The following is a 19,222-nucleotide window of genomic DNA, read 5'->3' as shown; positions in this document are numbered from 1 at the left end:
CCAATCCCAAGTGTTTTTCAGTTTTTTCCTATATCTGGGAGCTGGAAGCCTACCTAGAGTGAGCGCCCATCCGAGCTGGCAGCCGCGAACAGGAGAAGCACATGCGCAGGCTTCATGTCCTCATCCATCAGGTCCGTCCCTCCCACCAGATCCTCCTGCACCAGGCCTTCAATGCTCTTGGGGTGTTCAACGTACGCCTGCATGATCGCCTGTCCGCCACCAAGGCCAGCCTCGCCCAGGCAAGCCCTCTGGATGTACTGGTACTTGACCATGGCATGCCCAGGCGCACCGGGCAGGCGTTGATCGATCATCTTGGGCGTGCGCCAGAGCCAGGTGCCTTGCTGTTCGTCGGGCAAGCCGATGACCGGGGGGCGGATCTGGCCAGCGAGGCCCGCAAGAGGGGACTGAAAGTCATTGCAGAGCTGCCCTGGCCTCTGTCGACCAGCGTGCTGGACGCTGCGCTCAAGCGCCTGCAAGGCTCACCCGACGATGGGTTGGGGCAGGCTGGCTGAACTGTCATATTCACCTTGCATGCTCGTCGGGAAGGGCCTGAAGTGAAGAACTTTCCGCCAGGTCCGATGGTCAGTTCCTCCATATCCACCACCCAGCGAGTGATCCGGATGGAAAGAATCTGCAGGCTGCTCAACGACGCTCTGACCCCTTATCGCGCCTCGCTCGGCGCCCTCGACGCCAGCGGTAATCGCCAACTGACCCTCTATGACGAACAAGGTGTCGAGACAGTGCGGCGTCAGGTGTGCGCGCGACAGTTGGTCGAACAACAGCTGCTGGTCGATCTGGTCGACGGCCTGCACCGTGACCTGCAGATCGCCGAGGGCCGCCTGCAGCCTTGTGTGATCGCTGCCTTGCAACATCGTCAGGAACGCCAGGGAACCTTTGCCTGAGTGTCCCGTCAGAATGATCAAGGGTGGTCTGGTGGTGCTTTGCTCCGGTATTGCCAGGCTACCGCCGCAAGTCCCTGAGGACTTTCGCTTGACCCCGGTCGTCTTCCCCAGCGGCCGGGGTTTCTTTTTGCCTGGCTAACGCGGTGGTAGATCGTCGAAAAAGTGCCGGGCCTGTTCGAGGTAGTCCGTCTGCAGCTCAGGGTCCAGCCAGCGGGCATACAGCCCGGGCAATGTGTCGCGGCGCAGTTCGGGCAGCAACTGGTCGACATGGGCGATGGCTTCGCGCCCCAGGGGGGTGTCCGAGCAACCCACATGGAGGAACTGGTAGCGGTTCACCCCCTGGATCGGGTGGAAGCGGTAGTCGTCCAGCGAGCCGCCTTGCTGCTGGATCAGGTAGCGCATTTCGGGCCAGTAGCCCAGTACCAGTTGCAGGCGCCCCAACTGTTGCATCTGCAACAGGCTGGCGGTGGCGTCGTTGCCATAGTGGCGGCTGAAGGCGCTGTCGGGCAATTGCCGGAGGATTTCGTCCACCTGGACGCTGTAGCTGCGCTCGGCGACGATGCCGAGCTTGAGCTGGGTCTGGTTCAGCAACCGTTTCAGGTCGACCTGTTGCTCGTCCAGGAAGGGTGCAAGCAGCGCCTCGTCCTGCCGGCGCACGACCAGCCCGCTGCTGAGCACGCCCAGCGAGGCGAGTGAGAAATGCACGTACTTCTCACGCTCCGGTGTCCAGAGCAGGGTCGGGTCGCAGGTGAAACTGGGCTCCTGGAGCATCTGCAGGCCCCGGGCGCGGTTGACCCGGACAATGCTGTGGTCGTACTCGGGCATTTGCGCGATCAGCATTGGCAACAACTGGTCGATCACACCCTGGCCTTTGGCAGCCCCTTCGAAAATGGTGAATGGCGGTAGGTCCCGCACCAGCCAGAGCAGGCGTTCCTTGGCCTGAGCCGCTGGTCCTGCAAGCAGGGCCAGTACCAGGCAGCACAGCGTGGGCAAGCAACCGAGGCGCATGCAGCAGTCGGTCAGACCGCGCCGGCTTCGCGCAGGCGGGCAATCGCCGCCGCGTCGTAGCCCAGGCTGGCAAGTACTGCGGCATTGTGTTCGCCGAGGGCCGGGCCGACCCACTCGGTGGAACCGGGCGTGTCGGAAAGCTTGGGTACGATGCCGGGCATCTTGAATGGCTTGCCATCCGGCAGCCGGGCCTGGAGGAACATCTCGCGGGCCAGGTACTGCGGGTCGTTGAACATGTCCTCGGCCGAATAGATGCGGCTGGCCGGCACTTCGGCCGCATTGAGTGCCTGCATCACGTCGGCCAGCGGCAGGCTGCAGGCCCAGCGGTCGATCACCCCGTACAGCTCGTCACGGCGCGCATCGCGGCCATCGTTGCTGGCCAGCGTGGCGTCGTTGGCCAGGTCGTCGCGGCCGATGGCCTGCATGAAGCGTTTGAAGATCGCGTCGCCATTCGCGCCGATCTGCACATGGCGGCCGTCCAGCGTGGTGTGGATGGAAGAGGGGGTGATGCCCGGCATGATGTTGCCGGTGCGCTCGCGGATGAAACCGAACACGTCGAACTCCGGGACCATGCTTTCCATCATGGCGAAGATCGCTTCGTACAGCGCCACGTCCACCACCTGGCCCTGGCCGCCATTGACTTCGCGATGACGCAGGGCCATCAGCGCGCCGATCACGCCCCACAGGGCGGCGATCGAGTCACCGATGGAGATCCCGGTGCGTACCGGGGGGCGGTCCTCGAAGCCGGTGATGTAGCGCAGCCCGCCCATCGATTCGCCCACCGCGCCGAAGCCTGGCTGGTCTTTCATCGGGCCGGTCTGGCCGAAGCCCGACAGGCGCACCATCACCAGGCGCGGGTTGAGCGCATGCAACACCTCCCAGCCCAGCCCGAGCTTCTCCAGCACGCCGGGGCGGAAGTTCTCGATCAGGATATCGGCCTCGGCCAGCAGGCGTTTGAGCACCTCGAGGCCTTCGGGGTGTTTGAGGTTCAGCGTCAGCGATTGCTTGTTGCGCGCCTGCACGAACCACCACAGCGACGTGCCCTCGTACAGCTTGCGCCATTTGCGCAACGGGTCGCCGCCATCCGGCGACTCCACCTTGATCACTTCGGCGCCGAACTCGGCACAGATGCGCGAAGCGAAGGGGCCGGCGATCAGGGTACCGAGCTCGATGACTTTCAGGCCGGCGAGGGGTTTGCTGGGCGTGGGCATGGGGCATCCTGACGAATGGGCGTGAGGGCAGGTTGTATCACAGCTCGGCTGCGGCAGGTACTGTCGCGGGATACAAGAAATGTGTCTGTGCCATCGGTGTTTGATGGCCGCAAGGGGAAGGCTTGGGCGATGGCTCTGTGTTGCCTGTGCCGGCCCATTCGCCAGCAAAGCCGGGCCAGGAACGTCACGCATCCCGCTGCCGCCCAGGATCAGTTAGACTGTGCGACTTTTCTCCCCGCAAGAAGCCCATCGCCCATGGCCCAGCCGTCCACCACCTACAAGTTCGAACTGAATCTGACCGACCTCGACCGCGGCGTGTACGAAAGCGTTCGCCAGACCATCGCCCGTCACCCCTCGGAGACCGAGGAGCGCATGGCCGTGCGTCTGCTGGCCTATGCCCTGTGGTACAACGAGCAGTTGTCGTTCGGCCGTGGCCTGTCGGACGTCGACGAAGCGGCATTGTGGGAAAAGAGCCTGGATGACCGCATCCTGCACTGGATCGAAGTCGGCCAGCCCGACGCCGAGCGCCTGACCTGGTGCTCGCGTCGCACCGAGCGCACCAGCCTGCTGGCTTATGGCAGCCTGCGGGTGTGGCAGAACAAGGTGGTCGATGCGGTCAAGGGCCTGAAGAACCTGAGCATCGCTGCGGTACCGCAGGAGGTGCTGGAAACCCTGGCCACCGATATGCCGCGGACCATCAAGTGGGATGTGATGATCAGTGAAGGCACGGTGTTCGTCACCGACGACCGTGGCCAGCACGAAGTGCAGCTCGAGTGGCTGCTCGGCGAGCGCGGCTGACCTGCCCTTTATCTGATTGCCGAAGGCCCCATGCGTATCGAACCTCGTCCCCTGCCGTCGACCCTGCCGTTCCTGGGTAACCTGCCGCCCTTGCTGACCCGCCTGTACGCCGCCCGTGGGGTGGCGTCCGAGGCTGAGCTGGACAAGAGCCTGGCGCGGTTGTTGCCGTTCCAGCGGCTCAAGGGCATCGAAGCGGCGGTGGACCTGTTGGTCGAGGCCCTCGACCAGCGCCAGCGGATTCTCATCGTCGGCGACTTCGATGCCGACGGTGCCACCGCCAGCACGGTCGGCGTGTTGGGCCTGCGTCTGCTGGGTGCGGCCCATGTCGACTATCTGGTGCCCAACCGTTTCGAGTATGGCTACGGTCTGACGCCCGAGATCGTCCAGGTTGCGCTGGAGCGTCAGCCGCAGCTATTGATCACCGTGGATAACGGCATTTCCAGTGTTGATGGTGTGGCGGCCGCCAAGGCTGCTGGGTTGAAGGTACTGGTCACCGACCACCACTTGCCTGGCGAACAGTTGCCGGATGCCGATGCCATCGTCAACCCGAACCAGCCCGGTTGCGAGTTTCCGAGCAAGTCGCTGGCGGGTGTCGGGGTGATCTTCTATGTGCTGATGGCCCTGCGCGCACGCCTGCGCAGCCTCGGACGCTACGAAACACAGGCTCAGCCGAATATCGGTGAACTGCTCGACCTGGTCGCCCTGGGCAGTGTCGCCGACGTGGTACCGCTGGACGCCAACAACCGCATCCTGGTGCACCAGGGGCTCGAGCGTATCCGCGCTGGCCGTGCGCGGCCTGGGCTCAAGGCCATCCTCGAGGTGGCCCGACGTGACCATCGGCGTATCACCTCCACCGACCTGGGGTTCATTCTTGGCCCCCGGCTCAACGCCGCCGGCCGGTTGGACGACATGAGCCTGGGCATCGAGTGCCTGCTGTGCGACGACGCCGCGCTGGCGCTGGATATGGCTCAGGAGCTGGATGGCCTGAACCAGGACCGCAAGTCCATCGAGCAGGGCATGCAGCGTGAGGCGCTGGCCCAGCTCAAGGAGCTGCCGGTGGGGTCCATGCCCTATGGGCTTTGCCTGTTCGACGCTGACTGGCACCAGGGGGTGATCGGGATTCTGGCGTCGCGCCTGAAGGAGCGTTACCACCGCCCGACCATCGCCTTTGCCGATGCGGGGGAGGGGATGCTCAAGGGCTCGGCGCGGTCGGTGGCGGGCTTCCACATTCGCGATGCGCTGGATGCGGTGGCGGCACGATATCCGTCGTTGATCAGCAAGTTTGGCGGGCATGCAATGGCGGCGGGTTTGTCGCTGCCTGCCGACAACTTCCCGGCATTTGCCGAGGCCTTCGATGCGGAGGTCCGGCGGCAGTTGCGTGAAGAGGACCTGACGGGGCGGTTGTTGTCGGATGGCTCGTTGGCGGTCGAGGAGTTTCACCTGGAGCTGGCGCGGGCCTTGCGTAATGCGGGGCCTTGGGGGCAGCACTTCCCTGAACCGTTGTTCCATGGGGTGTTTCAGTTGGTCTCGCAGCGGGTCGTGGGGGAGCGGCATCTCAAGGTTGTGCTCAAGAGCGAGTGTGGGGCGGTGACGCTGGATGGGATTGCCTTTGGGGTGGATCGGGAGGTTTGGCCTAATCCAACTGTGCGGTGGGTTGAGTTGGCCTACAAGCTGGATGTAAATGAGTTTCGGGGGAATGAGAGTGTGCAGTTGATGATTGCGCATATGGAAGCGCGGTGATTTCCTGTTAGTTGGTTAGTTGGTTGTTCTGGCGTGTGTGAGCATATCCGTTTGCTATGTAGACGCAGAGTCACCTTTCCGCCCTTACGGCGGGTTACTTTGGTCGTGGCCAAAGTAACCAAAGCCGTGCGCTCCATCATACGGCCCTCCGCTGCGCTCCGGGTCCCTTCGCTCCGGCGCCTTCCAGGCCCGCGCGGCCTACGACTTGCTGCGCAAGTCTACATCTCGCGCCTTCGGCTACGCCGAAGGGTGCTGCGCACCTGGCCCTCCAGACGCCTGCGCTCAGCCTCCTGAAGTCGCGAAGTTACGGGCGGCGCCTAGACGGGCGCAGCTGTCGCTAGTTGTTTATTTATGGCCTTGAGTACGCATTCGCCGGCAAAGCCGGCGAACCAATCGCACAAGCGACACGTCCATCACGGCGTTACATAGCTATCAAACTTTCTTGCTCTTTGCTCTTTGCTCTTTGCTCTTTGCTCTTTGCTTCTGCGAGCGCGTAGCGCCTCGCCCGGCTTTTGATCTTGATGCGCGGTAGTTCAGACGCCGCCCATTGCGACTTCAGGAGGCCGAGCGGAGTTCTTGCGTAGTGGGGCGACGGGCATGGATGGCCGTCGAGCGCTGCGCCCCAGGATGGGGCGTTCAGCGCGGTACCCACGGGAGCAACAAAGGCATGAGGGGATCCCGCTGTGAGCGGGACGGATGATGGAGCGAACGGCTTTGGTTACTTTGGCCAAGACCAAAGTAACCCGCCGTAAGGGCGGAAAGGTGAATCGGCGTCTCCATCGCCAATGGATATGCTCAAAAAACTGAAGACCATCACGCTGAGAGCTGAGAGCTGAGAGCTGAGAGCTGAGAGCTGAGAGCTGAGAGCTGAGAGCTGAGAGCTGAGAGCTGAGAGCTGAGAGCCTACCCCCCATAAGCCCGAATGAACAACCCCACCACCTCCCGCACATGCACCTCCACCTCATCCCCCGTCAACGCCGGCGCACACCCCAGCAATAACCGATAATCCGGCGCGCCCTTGACCAGGCAGAAGAAATGCTCCGCCGCCCGCAGCGGGTTGTCGATGCGCAACAGCCCCCGCTGGCCGACACAACGCAGCAGCGCCTCCATCCCGGCCAGCACCCGTTTCGGCCCCGCCTCGTAGAAGTACCGCCCGAACCCCGGGTCCTGGCTCCCCAAGGCAAAAATCAGCCGGCTGAGCTTGACCGACTCGTCCGAACTGATCAGCGCCTGGAACCCCCGCGCGATATTCAGCAGCACGTCCTCCAGCGCCACCCCGTCGGGGTACTCGAAGATCAGGTCGGGCAGTTGGGTCTGGCAGGTCGCCATGACTGCAGCGCCGAACAAGGTCTGCTTGTCGGTGAAATGGCTGTAGACCGTGAGTTTTGAAACACCTGCCGCCGCAGCGACCGCATCCATGCTGGTGTTGGCATAGCCAAGGCTGAGAAACAGCGACTTGGCGGCTTCGAGGATGGCCTCGCGCTTGGCCAGGTCCTTGGGCCGGCCTGGGCCGATGGGTGCGTCGTTGGACATGGGAATCCGCATCTGTTCTGAAACCAACCATCTTACCGGGTCGAGGGCCATCCGGCTGCAACGCGCGTCGCCGCGTTATTCCGCTTTTTCTGTCAGTAGCCTGCTTCCCCGACCCGATTCCCTGACTTAATATACCCGTCAGTATAAATATTCGATGCGCCCTCTGCCAAAGGTCCTCCATCATGTTGCGTCGTGCGTTGTCCCTCGTCCTGCCCGCTGCCCTCGTGCTGCTCACCGCCTGTGGCCAGCAGGCCGCGCCGCCCTCGGCCCCGCGCCCGGCGCTGGTGGTGCAGCCCCTACCCGCTGGCGCTTCGGCCGACAGCTACCCCGGTGAAGTGCGGGCGCGTTTTGAGCCCGAACTGGCCTTCCGCATCGGCGGCAAGGTGAACAAGCGCCTGGTGGAAGAGGGGCAGCGGGTCAAGGCCGAACAGGCCCTGGCCGAGCTCGACCCCCAGGACGTACGTCTTCAGCTGGAGGCTAACCGTGCCCAACTGGCTGCGGCCGAGGCCAACCTGGCGCTGGTGCGCGCCGAGCGCGACCGTTACCAGAAGCTGCTGGAGCGGCAGATGGTCAGCCGTTCGCAGTTCGACAACGCCGAAAACCTCTACCGCGCGGGTCTTGCACGCTTGAAACAAGCCAAGGCCGAATTCGAGGTTGCTGGCAACCAGGCTGATTACGCGGTGTTGCGCGCGCCTCAGGCCGGCGTGATCGCCAAGCGTCAAGTCGAAGTGGGGCAGGTGGTCGCCGCGGGTCAGACCGTGTTCACCCTGGCCGCCGATGGTGAGCGTGAGGTGGCGATCGGCTTGCCTGAGCAGCAATTCGCCCGATTCAGTGTCGGGCAGACTGTGAGCGTGGAACTGTGGTCGCACCCCAACCAGCGTTTCGAAGGGCGTATCCGTGAACTGTCGCCAGCGGCCGATCCGCGGTCGCGTACCTTCGCCGCACGCATCGCCTTCACCTCCAGCAACACACCCGCCGAACTGGGCCAGAGTGCCCGTGTGTTCATTGCCCACACCGAGCAGGCGCCGCTTGCCGTGCCGCTGTCGGCGGTCACCGCCGAAGCCGGGCAGGCCTATGTGTGGCGGGTCGGCAAGGATAATCGCCTGGAGCGTGCCGCGGTCCGCCTGGGTGCCTATGGGGCCGACAGCGTGCCGGTGCTCGAAGGCTTGCAAGCCAGCGACTGGGTGGTGGCCGCGGGTGGCCATGTGTTGCGAGAGGGGCAGCAAGTGCGCCCGGTGGACCGCAGCAACCGTGAAGTGAACCTGGCGACCAAGGAGTAAGTCCCGATGGGTTTCAACCTTTCCGCCTGGGCGCTGCGCAATCGCCAGATCGTGCTGTTCCTGATGATCCTGCTGGCCGCGATCGGGGCCATGTCCTACACCAAGCTTGGGCAGAGCGAGGATCCGCCGTTCACCTTCAAGGCCATGGTCATCCGTACCTTGTGGCCGGGTGCGACCGCCGAGGAGGTCTCGCGCCAGGTCACCGAGCGTATCGAGAAGAAGCTGATGGAAACCGGCGAGTACGAGAGGATCGTCTCGTTCTCCCGCCCTGGCGAGTCCCAGGTCACCTTCATGGCCCGCGATTCGCTGCATTCCAAGGACATCCCCGAGCTCTGGTACCAGATCCGCAAGAAGGTCGCGGACATTCGCCACACATTGCCGCCGGAGATCCAGGGGCCCTTCTTCAACGATGAATTCGGCACCACCTTCGGCAACATCTACGCCCTGACCGGCTCCGGCTTCGACTATGCGGTGCTCAAGGATTACGCCGACCGTATCCAGATCCAGCTGCAGCGCGTCAAGGACGTGGGCAAGGTCGAGTTGATCGGCCTGCAGGACGAGAAAATCTGGATCGAGCTGTCCAACGTCAAGCTCGCCACCCTGGGCGTTCCGCTCGCGGCGGTGCAGCAGGCGTTGCGTGAACAGAACGCGGTCAGTACCGCAGGCTTCTTCGAAACCTCGAGCGAGCGTTTGCAGCTGCGTGTCAGCGGGCGTTTCGACAGCGTCGAGCAGATCCGCCAGTTCCCCATTCGTGTCGGTGATCGCACCTTCCGCATCGGCGATGTCGCCGAGGTGCAACGCGGTTTCAACGACCCGCCCGCGCCACGCATGCGCTTCATGGGCGAGGACGCCATCGGGCTAGCAGTCTCGATGAAGGATGGCGGCGATATCCTGGTGTTGGGCAAGGCGCTGGAAGGCGAGTTCGCCCGCCTGGCCCAGGGCCTGCCGGCAGGCATGGAGTTGCGCAAGGTCTCCGACCAGCCGGCGGCGGTCAAGGCCGGTGTCGGCGAGTTCGTCCAGGTGTTGGTCGAGGCCCTGGTCATCGTCCTGCTGGTGAGCTTCTTCTCCCTGGGCCTGCGCACGGGCCTGGTGGTCGCCCTGGCAATCCCGCTGGTGCTGGCGATGACCTTCGCCAGCATGCATTACTTCGGCATCGGCCTGCACAAGATCTCGTTGGGCGCGCTGGTGCTGGCGCTGGGTTTGCTGGTGGACGACGCGATCATCGCGGTGGAGATGATGGCGATCAAGATGGAGCAAGGGTACGACCGGCTCAAGGCGGCCAGCTACGCCTGGTCGAGCACGGCGTTCCCGATGCTGACCGGCACCCTGATCACCGCAGCGGGCTTCCTGCCGATCGCCACGGCGGCCTCGAGCACCGGCGAATACACCCGGTCGATCTTCCAGGTGGTGACCATCGCCTTGCTGACATCATGGGTGGCGGCGGTGGTCTTCGTACCGTATCTGGGTGAACGCCTGCTACCTGACCTGGCCAAGCTGCACGCGGCGCGCCACGGCAGCGACGGGCATGCGCCGGACCCTTATGCCACACCGTTCTACCAGCGTGTGCGGCGGATGGTGGAGTGGTGCGTGCGGCGACGCAAGACGGTGATCCTGCTCACCATCGCGGCCTTCGTCGGCAGCATCCTGCTGTTCCGTTTCGTGCCCCAGCAGTTCTTCCCGGCTTCCGGGCGTCCGGAGCTGATGATCGACCTGAAGCTGGCCGAGGGCGCCTCGCTCAACAACACCGCCGAACGCGTCAAGCAACTGGAAGTGCTGCTCAAGCAACAGGACGGCATCGACAACTATGTCGCCTATGTCGGTACCGGCTCGCCACGCTTCTATCTGCCCCTGGACCAGCAACTGCCCGCGGCGAGCTTCGCTCAGTTCGTGGTGCTGGCCAAGTCGCTGGAAGACCGTGAGCGCCTGCGCAGCTGGCTGATCAGTACGCTGGACGAGCAGTTCCCCGACCTGCGTTCGCGGGTCACGCGCCTGGAGAACGGCCCGCCCGTGGGTTACCCGGTGCAGTTCCGTGTGACCGGCGAGCATATCGAGAAAGTCCGGGCATTGGCCCGTGAAGTGGCGGCAAAGGTGCGCGAGAACCCTCACGTGGTCAACGTGCACCTGGACTGGGAGGAGCCGAGCAAGGCGGTCTACCTGGACATCGACCAGGACCGTGCCCGCGCCCTGGGCGTGAGTACCGCGCAGTTGTCGAGTTTTCTGCAAAGCTCGCTGACGGGCAGCAACGTCAGCCAGTACCGCGAGGACAACGAACTGATCGAGATCCTGCTGCGCGGCACCCCGGAGGAGCGTCGCGAGCTGGGCAGCCTGGGAAGCCTGGCCTTGCCCACCGACAATGGCCAGAGCGTGGCGTTGTCGCAGGTGGCCACCCTGGAATACGGTTTCGAGGAAGGTATCATCTGGCACCGCAATCGCCTGCCGACGGTCACCGTGCGTGCCGACATCTACGACAAGGAGCAGCCGGCCACGTTGGTCAAGCAGATCCTGCCAACCTTGCAGCAGGTGAAGGACGAGCTGCCTGACGGTTACCTGCTGGAAGTGGGCGGCACCGTGGAAGACTCCGAACGCGGCCAGCGCTCGGTGAACGCCGGCATGCCGCTGTTCATCGTGGTGGTGCTGAGTTTGCTGATGATCCAGCTGCGCAGCTTCTCGCGGATGTTCATGGTGTTCCTCACCGCGCCCCTGGGCTTGATCGGCGTCACCTTGTTCCTGCTGGTATTCCGCCAGCCGTTCGGTTTCGTCGCCATGCTCGGCACCATCGCCCTGGCGGGGATGATCATGCGTAACTCGGTGATTCTGGTGGACCAGATCGAACAGGATATCGCGGCGGGACTGGACCGCTGGCAGGCGATCATCGAGGCCACGGTTCGACGCTTCCGGCCCATCGTGCTGACCGCGCTGGCGGCGGTGCTGGCAATGATTCCGTTGTCGCGCAGCGTGTTCTACGGGCCGATGGCGGTGGCGATCATGGGTGGGTTGATCGTGGCCACGGTGCTGACGCTGCTGTTCCTGCCGGCGTTGTATGCGGCGTGGTTCAGGGTGAAGAAGGGCTGAAGATCGGGGCTCCTACTGGTACAGCGTTGATCGTGTAGGAGCGGCTTCAGCCGCGAACACCGGCGCAGCCGGTGCCAGGCACCGCGATGTTTGATTCGCGGCTAAAGCCGCTCCTACAGGTATCGTGTGGGCGACAACCTGTGGGAGCGTCGAAGCTCAGAGCGCGCCAAATACTTTCTTGGCAAGGCTGGTCGCCGCCTGGGCCGGGTTCTGGCGAATGCTTTCTTCCTGCTTGGCGATCATCTCGAACAGCCCATCCAGGGCTTTCTCGGTCACGTAGTTCTCGATGTTGGCGTCATCCTTGATCAGCCCCAGGCCTTTGGCCTGCCCGGCAAAGCTGTTGTACTGCTGGGCCAGGCCGACCTTGTCGGTGGCCTGCTTGACGATCGGCAGGAACTTGGCGCGGATCTGCTCGCGGCTGCTCTTGTTCAGGTACTGGGTAGCCGAGTCCTGACCGCCGCTGAGGATGCCCTTGGCATCGGTCACGGTCATCTTCTTCACGGCGTCTACCAGAATCGCCTGGGCCTGTGGCACGGCGGCTTCGGCGGCCTTGTTCATGCTGGTTTCAAGGGCCTCGACCTGGTCACCCTTGCCGAACATCTTCATGGCTTTGGCTGCCTTGCCGAGGTTGCCGGGCAGCTCGATGCGCACATCGGGGTTGTTGCTGAAGCCGCCCGGCGAACTCAACTGTTTGACGGCGATCTGTGCGCCTTGGGTGAGCGCGTCCTTCAGGCCGCCGGAGGCATCGCTCTGGGACAGGTCGCCGAGCGACAGGGCCAGGGCGCTGGCCGACAGCAGCAGGCCGGCGCACAGGGTGGTGAAGCGCAGGGAGGTGCGAATCATGGGGCTTTCCTTATAGACAGAATGGAGCGGGTTCAGCGGACCGGGTCGACCTTGATGCGGACAGGTTGCGGGTCGCTGCCATCAAGCAGCACACCATGGTGTTCGGTGTTGATGAACAGCAGCTTGCCGTCCAGCTCGATGCGTGCGCTGAGCGCGTAGCGATGGCCAGGTTTGACCTGGGCGGGGTCATACTTCAGGTGGAAGGGCAGCGGCACGTTGCCTTTGACCGGGCCGGCCTGGCGGGCCAGGGTCACCGCCGGGGCGTCCATCAGCGATACATCCTGGAGGGCGACGCTCAAGGTGGCGGTCGGTGGCAGGGCAATGCGCTGCAGGTAGAAGACTTCGCCGTCCAGGCTGGCCTGGTTGGACGGGGCATGGTTGGAGCAGGCTGCGAGCAGGGATGCGCAACACAGCAGGACGAGCTTTTTCATGGAATCTCCAAAATCCTTGGGCCGGCTTGTGGCCAACCCAAGGACTTTAGCGGAAATTCATCGCCAGGGGCGATCTTGCCGTGAAGCGATCAAAACCTGGCGTTGCGCAGCTCGACCTGCATGCCGGCTTCCAATGTGTCGAGATCGATGTTGCGCAGGTTGCGGCCGGCAACGAAGTTGCCCGAGGGGGCCTGCAGCATGAAGTTCAGGTCGTGGCTGACGCCATCGCTCACCAGCACCTGCTGGTCGTAGTACAGCGAGAACGGAGCATTGAGGTCACGCATCTGGTAGACATTCTCGGAGATCTGGTTGAAGACCTTCTGCCCGTCATCGTTCAGACGTACTTCATACAAATCGGCGAACAGTTGATGACCGGACAAATCCTCGATGTTCGCGGCCAGTACACTGCCAGTGATCTGCTTGAAGCTGGGGGCCGCCATTCGCTGGGCGCCCGTTTCAGAGCCGGCGAGCGTGATGTCCTGTTCGACGCGAATGGTGGCGTGATCGAGGGCCAGCGGCAGTGTGACACGTACCTTTTCGGAGCCTTCCCCCCAGCCTGCGATCAGAACCGCTTCAAGTTCCAATGCCTCCCCGGCTGCGAAAGTGCGCTTGTCGAGGTGCAACTGGTAGGGAATCGGGGCGCCGCTGTACTGCTGGACACAGGATGCCAGCCATTCGGAGCGGGGAATGATGCCGGGGTGGGTCACCACCACAAGCACGCGAACCGGCGTTGCATCGAATTCGGGAATGTCGACGAGATCGATCGAACCATGCAGTTCGATGATGTTTTCATTTGGCATGTAGTGTTCCTGTTTCAAGCACGGTAGGTGGATAACACCGGTAGCTGGTGTCGGATACCATTGTGGGAAACAGGCGGGGTTACGATCAGAGGGAAGTTGTTTCTGCTGGAGAGGCAGATTGAGGAAGCGCTCCTCGTGGAGCGCTCCTACAAACTGCGAATCCTAAGTGTCAGGCTTCAGGGTTTTCCTGCGGCTCATCCCGGTGCAGCGCCACCTGGCGGATGGACAGGCGCAGCTCCGCCGACAACACCCGCTTGGCCACGCCCTCGGCCAGCTCTGCGAGCTTGTCGTGGTAACCCAGCTTGCCCTCGCCATCGGGTTGCAGCACACCCTCGCGCACCAGGGTCTGGATGAAGTGGCGGAACAGGGTCTTGTCGAAGAATTCCGGCGCATTCAGGCCATGCAGGATCGACAGGCGCTGGGCCATCATCACGCACAACTCTTCCAGCTCCTCGGCGCTCAGCGTGTGCTGGCCGCTGTTGAGCAGCAGCGAGGTGGCCATGTAGAAGCGCTGCAAGGTCTGGGTGATGGTGCGGGCCAGCAGGGTCAACAGAACGAACTGCCGCGAGCTGGGGGCCGGGCGCATGTAGATGTCGTTTTCCTGGCGCAGCAGGCCCTGGCTGACCAGCGCCGCCAGCCACTGGTCGATCACCTCGTCCAGCTGTTCGGGCGTCCAGCGCAGGAACAGCTCGGCCTGCAGGTAGGGGTACAGCGCCCGCACATACTGGCCCAACAGATCGCGGCTCATGCGCGAACTGCTGAGGAAGAAGCTCGCCAGCAGCCCTGGCAGGGCGAAAATGTGCAGGACGTTGTTGCGGTAGTAGGTCATCAGCACCGCGTTGGCTTCGTCCAGGTAGAGGATGCGGCCCATCGCGTCCTTCTGCTCGGCCAGCAGGTCCATGCCCAGTACATGCTTGATCAGGACCTGGCCATCACCTTCGGGCAGTGTGGTGTGCGGCGAATAGGGCACTTGGCGCAGCAAGGCCAGGTACAGGTCGAGCACACGGGTCAGGGCGCGCTCGTCCAGGGCCAGGCGGCTGGTCGAAAGCAAGGCCAGGGCCACCAGGTTGACCGGGTTGATCGCCGCCGCTTCGTTCAGGTGGCGGGCGACGGTCTCGCCCAGGCGGGTGGTGGTGTCGTTGAGCCAGGCTGGTCGGAATTGCGGGCCGAGTTCCTGCTCACGCCAGCCGGGTTGCTGCTCATCGAGGAAGCCTGCGAGGCGGATCGGCTCGCCGAAGTTGACGTAGACCTGGCCGAAGCGCTGCTTGAGTGCGCCAATCACCTTGAAGATGTCGAAGATCGATTCTTTCTTCTTGCTCGCGCCGCGTAGTTCACCCAGGTAGGTACGGCCCTCGAGCACTCGCTCATAGCCGATGTACACCGGGACGAAGACGATCGGCGTACGCGAGGAGCGCAGGAAGCTGCGCAGGGTGATCGCCAGCATGCCGGTGCGTGGCTGCAGCATGCGCCCGGTGCGCGAGCGTCCGCCCTCGACGAAGTACTCCACCGGGAAACCCTTGGTGAAGAGTGTGTGCAGGTACTCGTTGAACACCGCCGTGTACAGCGGGTTGCCCTTGAAGGTGCGGCGCATGAAGAACGCGCCACCCCGGCGCAGCAACCCGCCGATCACCGGCATGTTGAGGTTGATCCCGGCCGCGATGTGCGGCGGCGTCAGGCCGTTGCGAAACAGCAGGTAGGATAGCAGCAGGTAGTCGATGTGGCTGCGGTGGCAGGGCACGTAGATCACTTCATGGCCCGGGGCGATGCCCTGCACCTGCTCGATATGGTTGACCTTGATGCCGTCGTAGATCTTGTTCCAGAACCAGCTGAGCACCACTTCGAGGAAGCGGATCGCTGTGTAGGTGTAGTCCGAGGCGATCTCGTTGCCGTAGTGCAGCGCCTTGGCTTCGGCCTTGGCGTAGGGGATCTTTTCGCGCTCGGCTTCGTCGCTGATGGCTTGGCGCACCAGTGGGTCGTGCACCAGGCCCTTGACCAGGTTGCGTCGGTGCGAGATGTCCGGGCCGATCACCGCGGTCTTCAGGTTGCGGAAATGCACGCGCATCACCCGCTGGGCCATGCGCACGGTGCGTTCATGGCCCTTGTTGTGGTCGACCAGCTCGCGCAAGTGGATGGGGGCGGAGAACTGCACACGCGTCTTGCGCCCCAGGATCAACACGCTCAGCAGCCGGCGCAGGCGCCCGGTGACCGCCCAGCTGTCGGCGAACAGCAGTTTCCAGGGGCTCGACTCGCTGGCCGGGGTCTGGCCCCAGAACACGCTGACCGGGATGATCTGCGCATCTTCCTCGGCGTGCTGGCTGATGGCCGCAACCAAGCGTTCGAGGGTGGGTGGGGCGCCGCGTTTGTCCTGGCGGCCCAGCCAGTCGGGGTCGGGGGTCAGGTAAAAGAACCCGGCGGGTTCCTGCAGCGGGCCGACGGCCACCGGCAGCACCGGGCGCGGCAGCCCTGCCTTGGTGCACTCGTGGTCCACCACGGCCAGGTCGGTGAGCGACGGTGAGGAAAGGGCGTAGAACACCGGGCGGCTGCGGTCGAGCTTGAGCGTCAGCGAGGACTGGTTGATGGTTTCGGAGCGCACCCACAGGTAGAGAACGCGACGCAGGGCGCCGAAGATGAGACGGCGCAGGGGGGAACGGGTCATGGGGGTGGGCCCTGGGTGAGAGTTTCGGTGTTTTCCAGGCCGATAGTCTGCCGTATCTGCGTAAGTTCAGCAAAAATCGGCAAAAATCAGTGCCGTCATGAATTTTTTTTGTTTCGTGTCATATACTCGGCCTGCCGCTTGCAGGATATTCGGGCAAGCTGCGAAGGCCCTGGGTGCTGACCCCAGGCCGGCAAGGCGATCTTCAAAATAAAAAACCGGAGTAGTTCAGATGTCGTCTCGTGAGACTGGGAATGTGAAGTGGTTCAACGATGCCAAGGGTTATGGCTTCATTCAGCGCGAAGGTGGCGCGGACGTGTTCGTCCACTATCGGGCTATCCGTGGTGAGGGGCATCGCACCCTGGTCGAGGGACAGCAGGTTGAATACGCCCTGGTGCAAGGCCAGAAAGGCTTGCAGGCCGAGGACGTCGTTGGTCTCTGACCGCCGCCTCAAGCGGTAAGCTTCAAGCTGCAAGCTGTCCGTGGAGCTTGCAGCCTGATGCAATCGAGCTTGTAGCTTTAGTTTGTGCGCCAGGTGATTTCTTCTTCACCGTCGGCGCTGATGCGGATCCAGCGATCGGCATCTTCCTCCCCATCTTCCTCTGCCCAGCTACCAGGCGCGCAACGTACTTCCACGTTCAGTGCGGCATAGGCCGCGCGGGCGCAGGCGATGTCATCGGTCCATGGGGTCTGGTCGCTTTCCAGGTACAGGCTGTTCCATTTCCCCACAGCTTTCGGTAACCAGGTGACCGGAATGTTACCGGCCGTGCACTTGAAGGTCTGGCCTTTCTGCTTCCATTCGCTGCAAGGGCCAAGGGCCTGGGTCAGCCAGTCGGCGATCTGCTTGTGATCGACGTCGGCGTCCTTGAGGTAGATCTCGATATCGGGTTGGCGCATCAGGGGCTCCAGTGTGCTCAGTCTTGGCGCACGAAATAGTCATAGCGCATGGAAACGGTGACCTCGAACGGCTCGGGTTGGTCGATCACCCGTGCGCGCTTCTCGGCGCTGGCGCGCCAGCCGTGCGGGGTCATGGCCAGCAGGTCGGCGCGGGCCTTGGCTTCGACCAGGCTCAGGCGGAACTCGAGAATTTCGCTGTGGGCGTGGACCATGCCGTCGGGGATCAATGCCAGGTGCTTGTCGTCGGTGTAGGGGCGCACTTCATCGTAGAGCACTTCACGCAATTCCATCAGGTGCCCGCTGGTTGGTCCGACCCGCATCAGGCCGCCACCGGGGGCGAGCAGGCGCTTGGCCTCCTGCCAGTCCAGCGGGCTGAACACGCTGGCGATGAAGCCGCAGCTGGCGTCGCCCATCGGTACGCGGGCCATGCTCGCCACCATCCAGGTCACCTGCGGGGCGCGGCGGCAGGCACGCTTGACCGCCTCGCGGGAAATATCCAGGGCGTAGCCGTCGGCAGCCGGCAGCGCCTGGGCGATCTGCGCGGTGTAGTAGCCTTCGCCGCAGCCGATGTCCAGCCAGGCCTGCGGGGCACGCTCGGCCGCCAGCTCGGCAAGGCGGCGGGCGACGGGCGCGTAGTGGCCGGCGTCGAGGAAATCGCGACGTGCCTCGACCATGGCCTGGTTGTCGCCTGGGTCGCGGCTGTTCTTGTGCTGCACGGGCAGCAGGTTCAGGTAGCCCTGGCGGGCGCGGTCGAAGCGGTGGCCGGCAGGGCAGGCCACGCCGTTGTCGAGCCGCGCCAGGGGCGCCTGGCAGAGGGGGCAGGCGAGCATCAGGCGAGCAACCGCACCAGGGCCTGGTAGTAGATCTCGGTCAGCAGGTCGAGGTCGCTGGCCAGGATGCGCTCGTCCACCTGGTGAATGGTGGCGTTGACCGGGCCGAGTTCGACCACCTGTGTGCCCATGGTCGCAATGAAGCGGCCATCGGAGGTGCCACCACTGGTCGAGGGCTGGGTTTCGCGGCCGGTGACCGCCTTGATGCTCGAAGACACTGCATCTAGCAGATCGCCCGGTTCGGTGAGGAACGGCAGGCCGGACAGCGCCCAGTCGATCGACCACTCCAGCTGGTGCTTGTCGAGGATCGCCGCGACACGTTGCTGAAGCCCTTCGACGGTCGACTCGGTGGAGAAGCGGAAGTTGAACAGCGCCGTCAGTTCACCCGGCACCACGTTGGTGGCACCAGTACCCGAGTTGAGGTTGGAGATCTGGAAGCTGGTCGGTGGGAAGAATGCGTTGCCTTCGTCCCAGTGCTCGGCGGCCAGTTCGGCCAGGGCCGGGGCGGCCAGGTGGATCGGGTTGCGTGCCAGGTGCGGGTAGGCCACGTGGCCCTGCTTGCCGCGCACGGTCAGCTTGGCGCCGAGCGAGCCGCGACGGCCGTTCTTGACCACGTCACCCAGCAGCGTGGTGCTGGAGGGTTCGCCGACGATGCACCAGTCCAGGCGCTCGTTGCGCGCCTTGAGCAACTCGACCACGGCTTTGGTGCCATGGTGCGCCGGGCCTTCCTCGTCACTGGTGATGAGGAAGGCGACCTTGCCGCGATGGTTGGGGTAGTCCTGCACGAAGCGCTCGCTGGCCACCACCATCGCAGCCAGGCTGCCCTTCATGTCGGCGGCGCCACGGCCGCAGAGCATGCCGTCGGCATCGATCAGTGCTTCGAACGGTTCATGCTGCCATTGCTGTACCGGGCCGGTCGGTACCACGTCGGTGTGGCCGGCGAAGCACAGCACCGGGCCGTCCTGGGTGCCATGGGTGGCCCAGAAATTGTCGACGTCCTCGAAACGCATGGGTTCGAGCTGGAAGCCGACGGCACCCAGGCGGTTCATCATCTGGGTCTGGCAGTCGGCGTCGACCGGGGTGACCGAGGGGCGGCGGATCAGGTCGCAGGCCAGTTGCAGGGTAGGCGAAAGCTCGGCTGGGGCCGTCATTGCAGGACTCCGGGGCAAGGCAAGGCGAGGGAAACAGAGGGGCGTTATCTTATATCAAACCAGGGGGAAGTGG

Annotated in this window: 17 protein-coding genes; 7 read left to right on the top strand and 10 right to left on the bottom strand. The window is 63.8% G+C overall.

All coding sequences use genetic code 11. The features are described 5' to 3' along the window. The first annotated feature begins 101 nt into the window (after positions 1-101). The gene (locus JYG34_RS20190) at positions 102-512 is read left to right on the top strand and encodes a histidine kinase (RefSeq protein WP_213658033.1); all 411 of its coding nucleotides are present in this window, start codon (positions 102-104) and stop codon (positions 510-512) included. 108 nt (positions 513-620) lie between these two features. Then, complete coding sequence (locus tag JYG34_RS20185; protein WP_213658032.1) at positions 621-902, top strand: DUF3509 domain-containing protein; 282 nt, start codon at positions 621-623, stop codon at positions 900-902. A gap of 135 nt (positions 903-1,037) precedes the next feature. Here JYG34_RS20185 and JYG34_RS20180 read toward each other — a convergent pair whose 3' ends face one another. After that, complete coding sequence (locus JYG34_RS20180) at positions 1,038-1,910, bottom strand: TIGR02285 family protein (protein WP_213658031.1); 873 nt, start codon at positions 1,908-1,910, stop codon at positions 1,038-1,040. 11 nt (positions 1,911-1,921) lie between these two features. Then, a complete protein-coding gene (locus tag JYG34_RS20175; RefSeq protein WP_213658030.1) occupies positions 1,922-3,121 on the bottom strand; it encodes a CaiB/BaiF CoA transferase family protein in 1,200 nt (399 codons plus the stop codon). A gap of 255 nt (positions 3,122-3,376) precedes the next feature. On the opposite strand from JYG34_RS20175, the gene JYG34_RS20170 reads away from it, so the two are divergent. Then, positions 3,377-3,919, top strand: coding sequence for a YaeQ family protein (locus JYG34_RS20170; protein ID WP_011535304.1), 543 nt, complete (start codon positions 3,377-3,379; stop codon positions 3,917-3,919). 30 nt (positions 3,920-3,949) lie between these two features. Next, on the top strand, positions 3,950-5,659 hold the full coding sequence (recJ, locus tag JYG34_RS20165; protein ID WP_213658029.1) for a single-stranded-DNA-specific exonuclease RecJ: 1,710 nt from the start codon (positions 3,950-3,952) through the stop codon (positions 5,657-5,659). A gap of 903 nt (positions 5,660-6,562) precedes the next feature. On the opposite strand, the gene JYG34_RS20160 is transcribed toward recJ, so the two are convergent. Continuing rightward, positions 6,563-7,204 carry a TetR/AcrR family transcriptional regulator gene (locus JYG34_RS20160; RefSeq protein WP_283811774.1) on the bottom strand — a complete coding sequence of 214 codons (642 nt, stop codon included), beginning with the start codon at positions 7,202-7,204 and terminating at the stop codon, positions 6,563-6,565. Positions 7,205-7,374: 170 nt separating this feature from the next. Here JYG34_RS20160 and JYG34_RS20155 point away from each other — a divergent pair, with 170 nt between their 5' ends. Continuing rightward, entirely contained in the window at positions 7,375-8,472 is a 1,098-nt protein-coding gene (locus tag JYG34_RS20155) for an efflux RND transporter periplasmic adaptor subunit (RefSeq protein WP_213658027.1), read from the top strand. Between the two features lie 6 nt (positions 8,473-8,478). After that, positions 8,479-11,544 carry an efflux RND transporter permease subunit gene (locus JYG34_RS20150; protein ID WP_213658026.1) on the top strand — a complete coding sequence of 1,022 codons (3,066 nt, stop codon included), beginning with the start codon at positions 8,479-8,481 and terminating at the stop codon, positions 11,542-11,544. A gap of 156 nt (positions 11,545-11,700) precedes the next feature. Here JYG34_RS20150 and JYG34_RS20145 read toward each other — a convergent pair whose 3' ends face one another. The 4 genes from JYG34_RS20145 to plsB all read right to left on the bottom strand — a co-directional run bounded on the left by JYG34_RS20145 (position 11,701) and on the right by plsB (position 16,274). Further along, positions 11,701-12,387, bottom strand: coding sequence for a DUF4197 domain-containing protein (locus tag JYG34_RS20145; protein ID WP_011535299.1), 687 nt, complete (start codon positions 12,385-12,387; stop codon positions 11,701-11,703). Positions 12,388-12,419: 32 nt separating this feature from the next. Then, positions 12,420-12,818 (bottom strand): YbaY family lipoprotein, encoded by a 399-nt coding sequence (locus JYG34_RS20140; RefSeq protein WP_213658025.1) that lies wholly within the window; start codon positions 12,816-12,818, stop codon positions 12,420-12,422. Positions 12,819-12,907: 89 nt separating this feature from the next. After that, positions 12,908-13,618 carry a hypothetical protein gene (locus JYG34_RS20135; RefSeq protein WP_213658024.1) on the bottom strand — a complete coding sequence of 237 codons (711 nt, stop codon included), beginning with the start codon at positions 13,616-13,618 and terminating at the stop codon, positions 12,908-12,910. 169 nt (positions 13,619-13,787) lie between these two features. After that, the gene (plsB, locus tag JYG34_RS20130; protein ID WP_213658023.1) at positions 13,788-16,274 is read right to left on the bottom strand and encodes a glycerol-3-phosphate 1-O-acyltransferase PlsB; all 2,487 of its coding nucleotides are present in this window, start codon (positions 16,272-16,274) and stop codon (positions 13,788-13,790) included. 229 nt (positions 16,275-16,503) lie between these two features. Here plsB and JYG34_RS20125 point away from each other — a divergent pair, with 229 nt between their 5' ends. Continuing rightward, the gene (locus JYG34_RS20125; RefSeq protein ID WP_011535295.1) at positions 16,504-16,713 is read left to right on the top strand and encodes a cold-shock protein; all 210 of its coding nucleotides are present in this window, start codon (positions 16,504-16,506) and stop codon (positions 16,711-16,713) included. A 77-nt stretch (positions 16,714-16,790) separates the two neighbouring features. Here JYG34_RS20125 and JYG34_RS20120 read toward each other — a convergent pair whose 3' ends face one another. Genes JYG34_RS20120 through dapE form a run of 3 tightly spaced genes read right to left on the bottom strand, consistent with a single transcriptional unit; the run spans position 16,791 to position 19,149 of the window. Then, positions 16,791-17,168, bottom strand: coding sequence for a hypothetical protein (locus JYG34_RS20120; protein WP_213658022.1), 378 nt, complete (start codon positions 17,166-17,168; stop codon positions 16,791-16,793). A gap of 17 nt (positions 17,169-17,185) precedes the next feature. After that, entirely contained in the window at positions 17,186-17,998 is an 813-nt protein-coding gene (locus JYG34_RS20115) for a putative RNA methyltransferase (RefSeq protein WP_213658021.1), read from the bottom strand. Continuing rightward, positions 17,998-19,149, bottom strand: coding sequence for a succinyl-diaminopimelate desuccinylase (gene dapE, locus JYG34_RS20110; RefSeq protein ID WP_213658020.1), 1,152 nt, complete (start codon positions 19,147-19,149; stop codon positions 17,998-18,000). The genes JYG34_RS20115 and dapE overlap by 1 nt, the downstream gene beginning before the upstream one ends. Positions 19,150-19,222: the final 73 nt, after the last annotated feature.

This window comes from Pseudomonas entomophila, assembly GCF_018417595.1.
Lineage (GTDB): Bacteria > Pseudomonadota > Gammaproteobacteria > Pseudomonadales > Pseudomonadaceae > Aquipseudomonas > Aquipseudomonas entomophila_C.
This window is presented reverse-complemented; position numbering and strand designations above follow the sequence as displayed.

Coding starts and splice junctions, on each gene's coding strand:
- JYG34_RS20190 (WP_213658033.1), top strand. CDS start 102: ATGCGCAGGCTTCATGTCCTCATCCATCAGGTCCGTCCCTCCCACCAG.
- JYG34_RS20185 (WP_213658032.1), top strand. CDS start 621: ATGGAAAGAATCTGCAGGCTGCTCAACGACGCTCTGACCCCTTATCGC.
- JYG34_RS20180 (WP_213658031.1), bottom strand. CDS start 1,910: ATGCGCCTCGGTTGCTTGCCCACGCTGTGCTGCCTGGTACTGGCCCTG.
- JYG34_RS20175 (WP_213658030.1), bottom strand. CDS start 3,121: ATGCCCACGCCCAGCAAACCCCTCGCCGGCCTGAAAGTCATCGAGCTC.
- JYG34_RS20170 (WP_011535304.1), top strand. CDS start 3,377: ATGGCCCAGCCGTCCACCACCTACAAGTTCGAACTGAATCTGACCGAC.
- recJ (WP_213658029.1), top strand. CDS start 3,950: ATGCGTATCGAACCTCGTCCCCTGCCGTCGACCCTGCCGTTCCTGGGT.
- JYG34_RS20160 (WP_283811774.1), bottom strand. CDS start 7,204: ATGCGGATTCCCATGTCCAACGACGCACCCATCGGCCCAGGCCGGCCC.
- JYG34_RS20155 (WP_213658027.1), top strand. CDS start 7,375: ATGTTGCGTCGTGCGTTGTCCCTCGTCCTGCCCGCTGCCCTCGTGCTG.
- JYG34_RS20150 (WP_213658026.1), top strand. CDS start 8,479: ATGGGTTTCAACCTTTCCGCCTGGGCGCTGCGCAATCGCCAGATCGTG.
- JYG34_RS20145 (WP_011535299.1), bottom strand. CDS start 12,387: ATGATTCGCACCTCCCTGCGCTTCACCACCCTGTGCGCCGGCCTGCTG.
- JYG34_RS20140 (WP_213658025.1), bottom strand. CDS start 12,818: ATGAAAAAGCTCGTCCTGCTGTGTTGCGCATCCCTGCTCGCAGCCTGC.
- JYG34_RS20135 (WP_213658024.1), bottom strand. CDS start 13,618: ATGCCAAATGAAAACATCATCGAACTGCATGGTTCGATCGATCTCGTC.
- plsB (WP_213658023.1), bottom strand. CDS start 16,274: ATGACCCGTTCCCCCCTGCGCCGTCTCATCTTCGGCGCCCTGCGTCGC.
- JYG34_RS20125 (WP_011535295.1), top strand. CDS start 16,504: ATGTCGTCTCGTGAGACTGGGAATGTGAAGTGGTTCAACGATGCCAAG.
- JYG34_RS20120 (WP_213658022.1), bottom strand. CDS start 17,168: ATGCGCCAACCCGATATCGAGATCTACCTCAAGGACGCCGACGTCGAT.
- JYG34_RS20115 (WP_213658021.1), bottom strand. CDS start 17,998: ATGCTCGCCTGCCCCCTCTGCCAGGCGCCCCTGGCGCGGCTCGACAAC.
- dapE (WP_213658020.1), bottom strand. CDS start 19,149: ATGACGGCCCCAGCCGAGCTTTCGCCTACCCTGCAACTGGCCTGCGAC.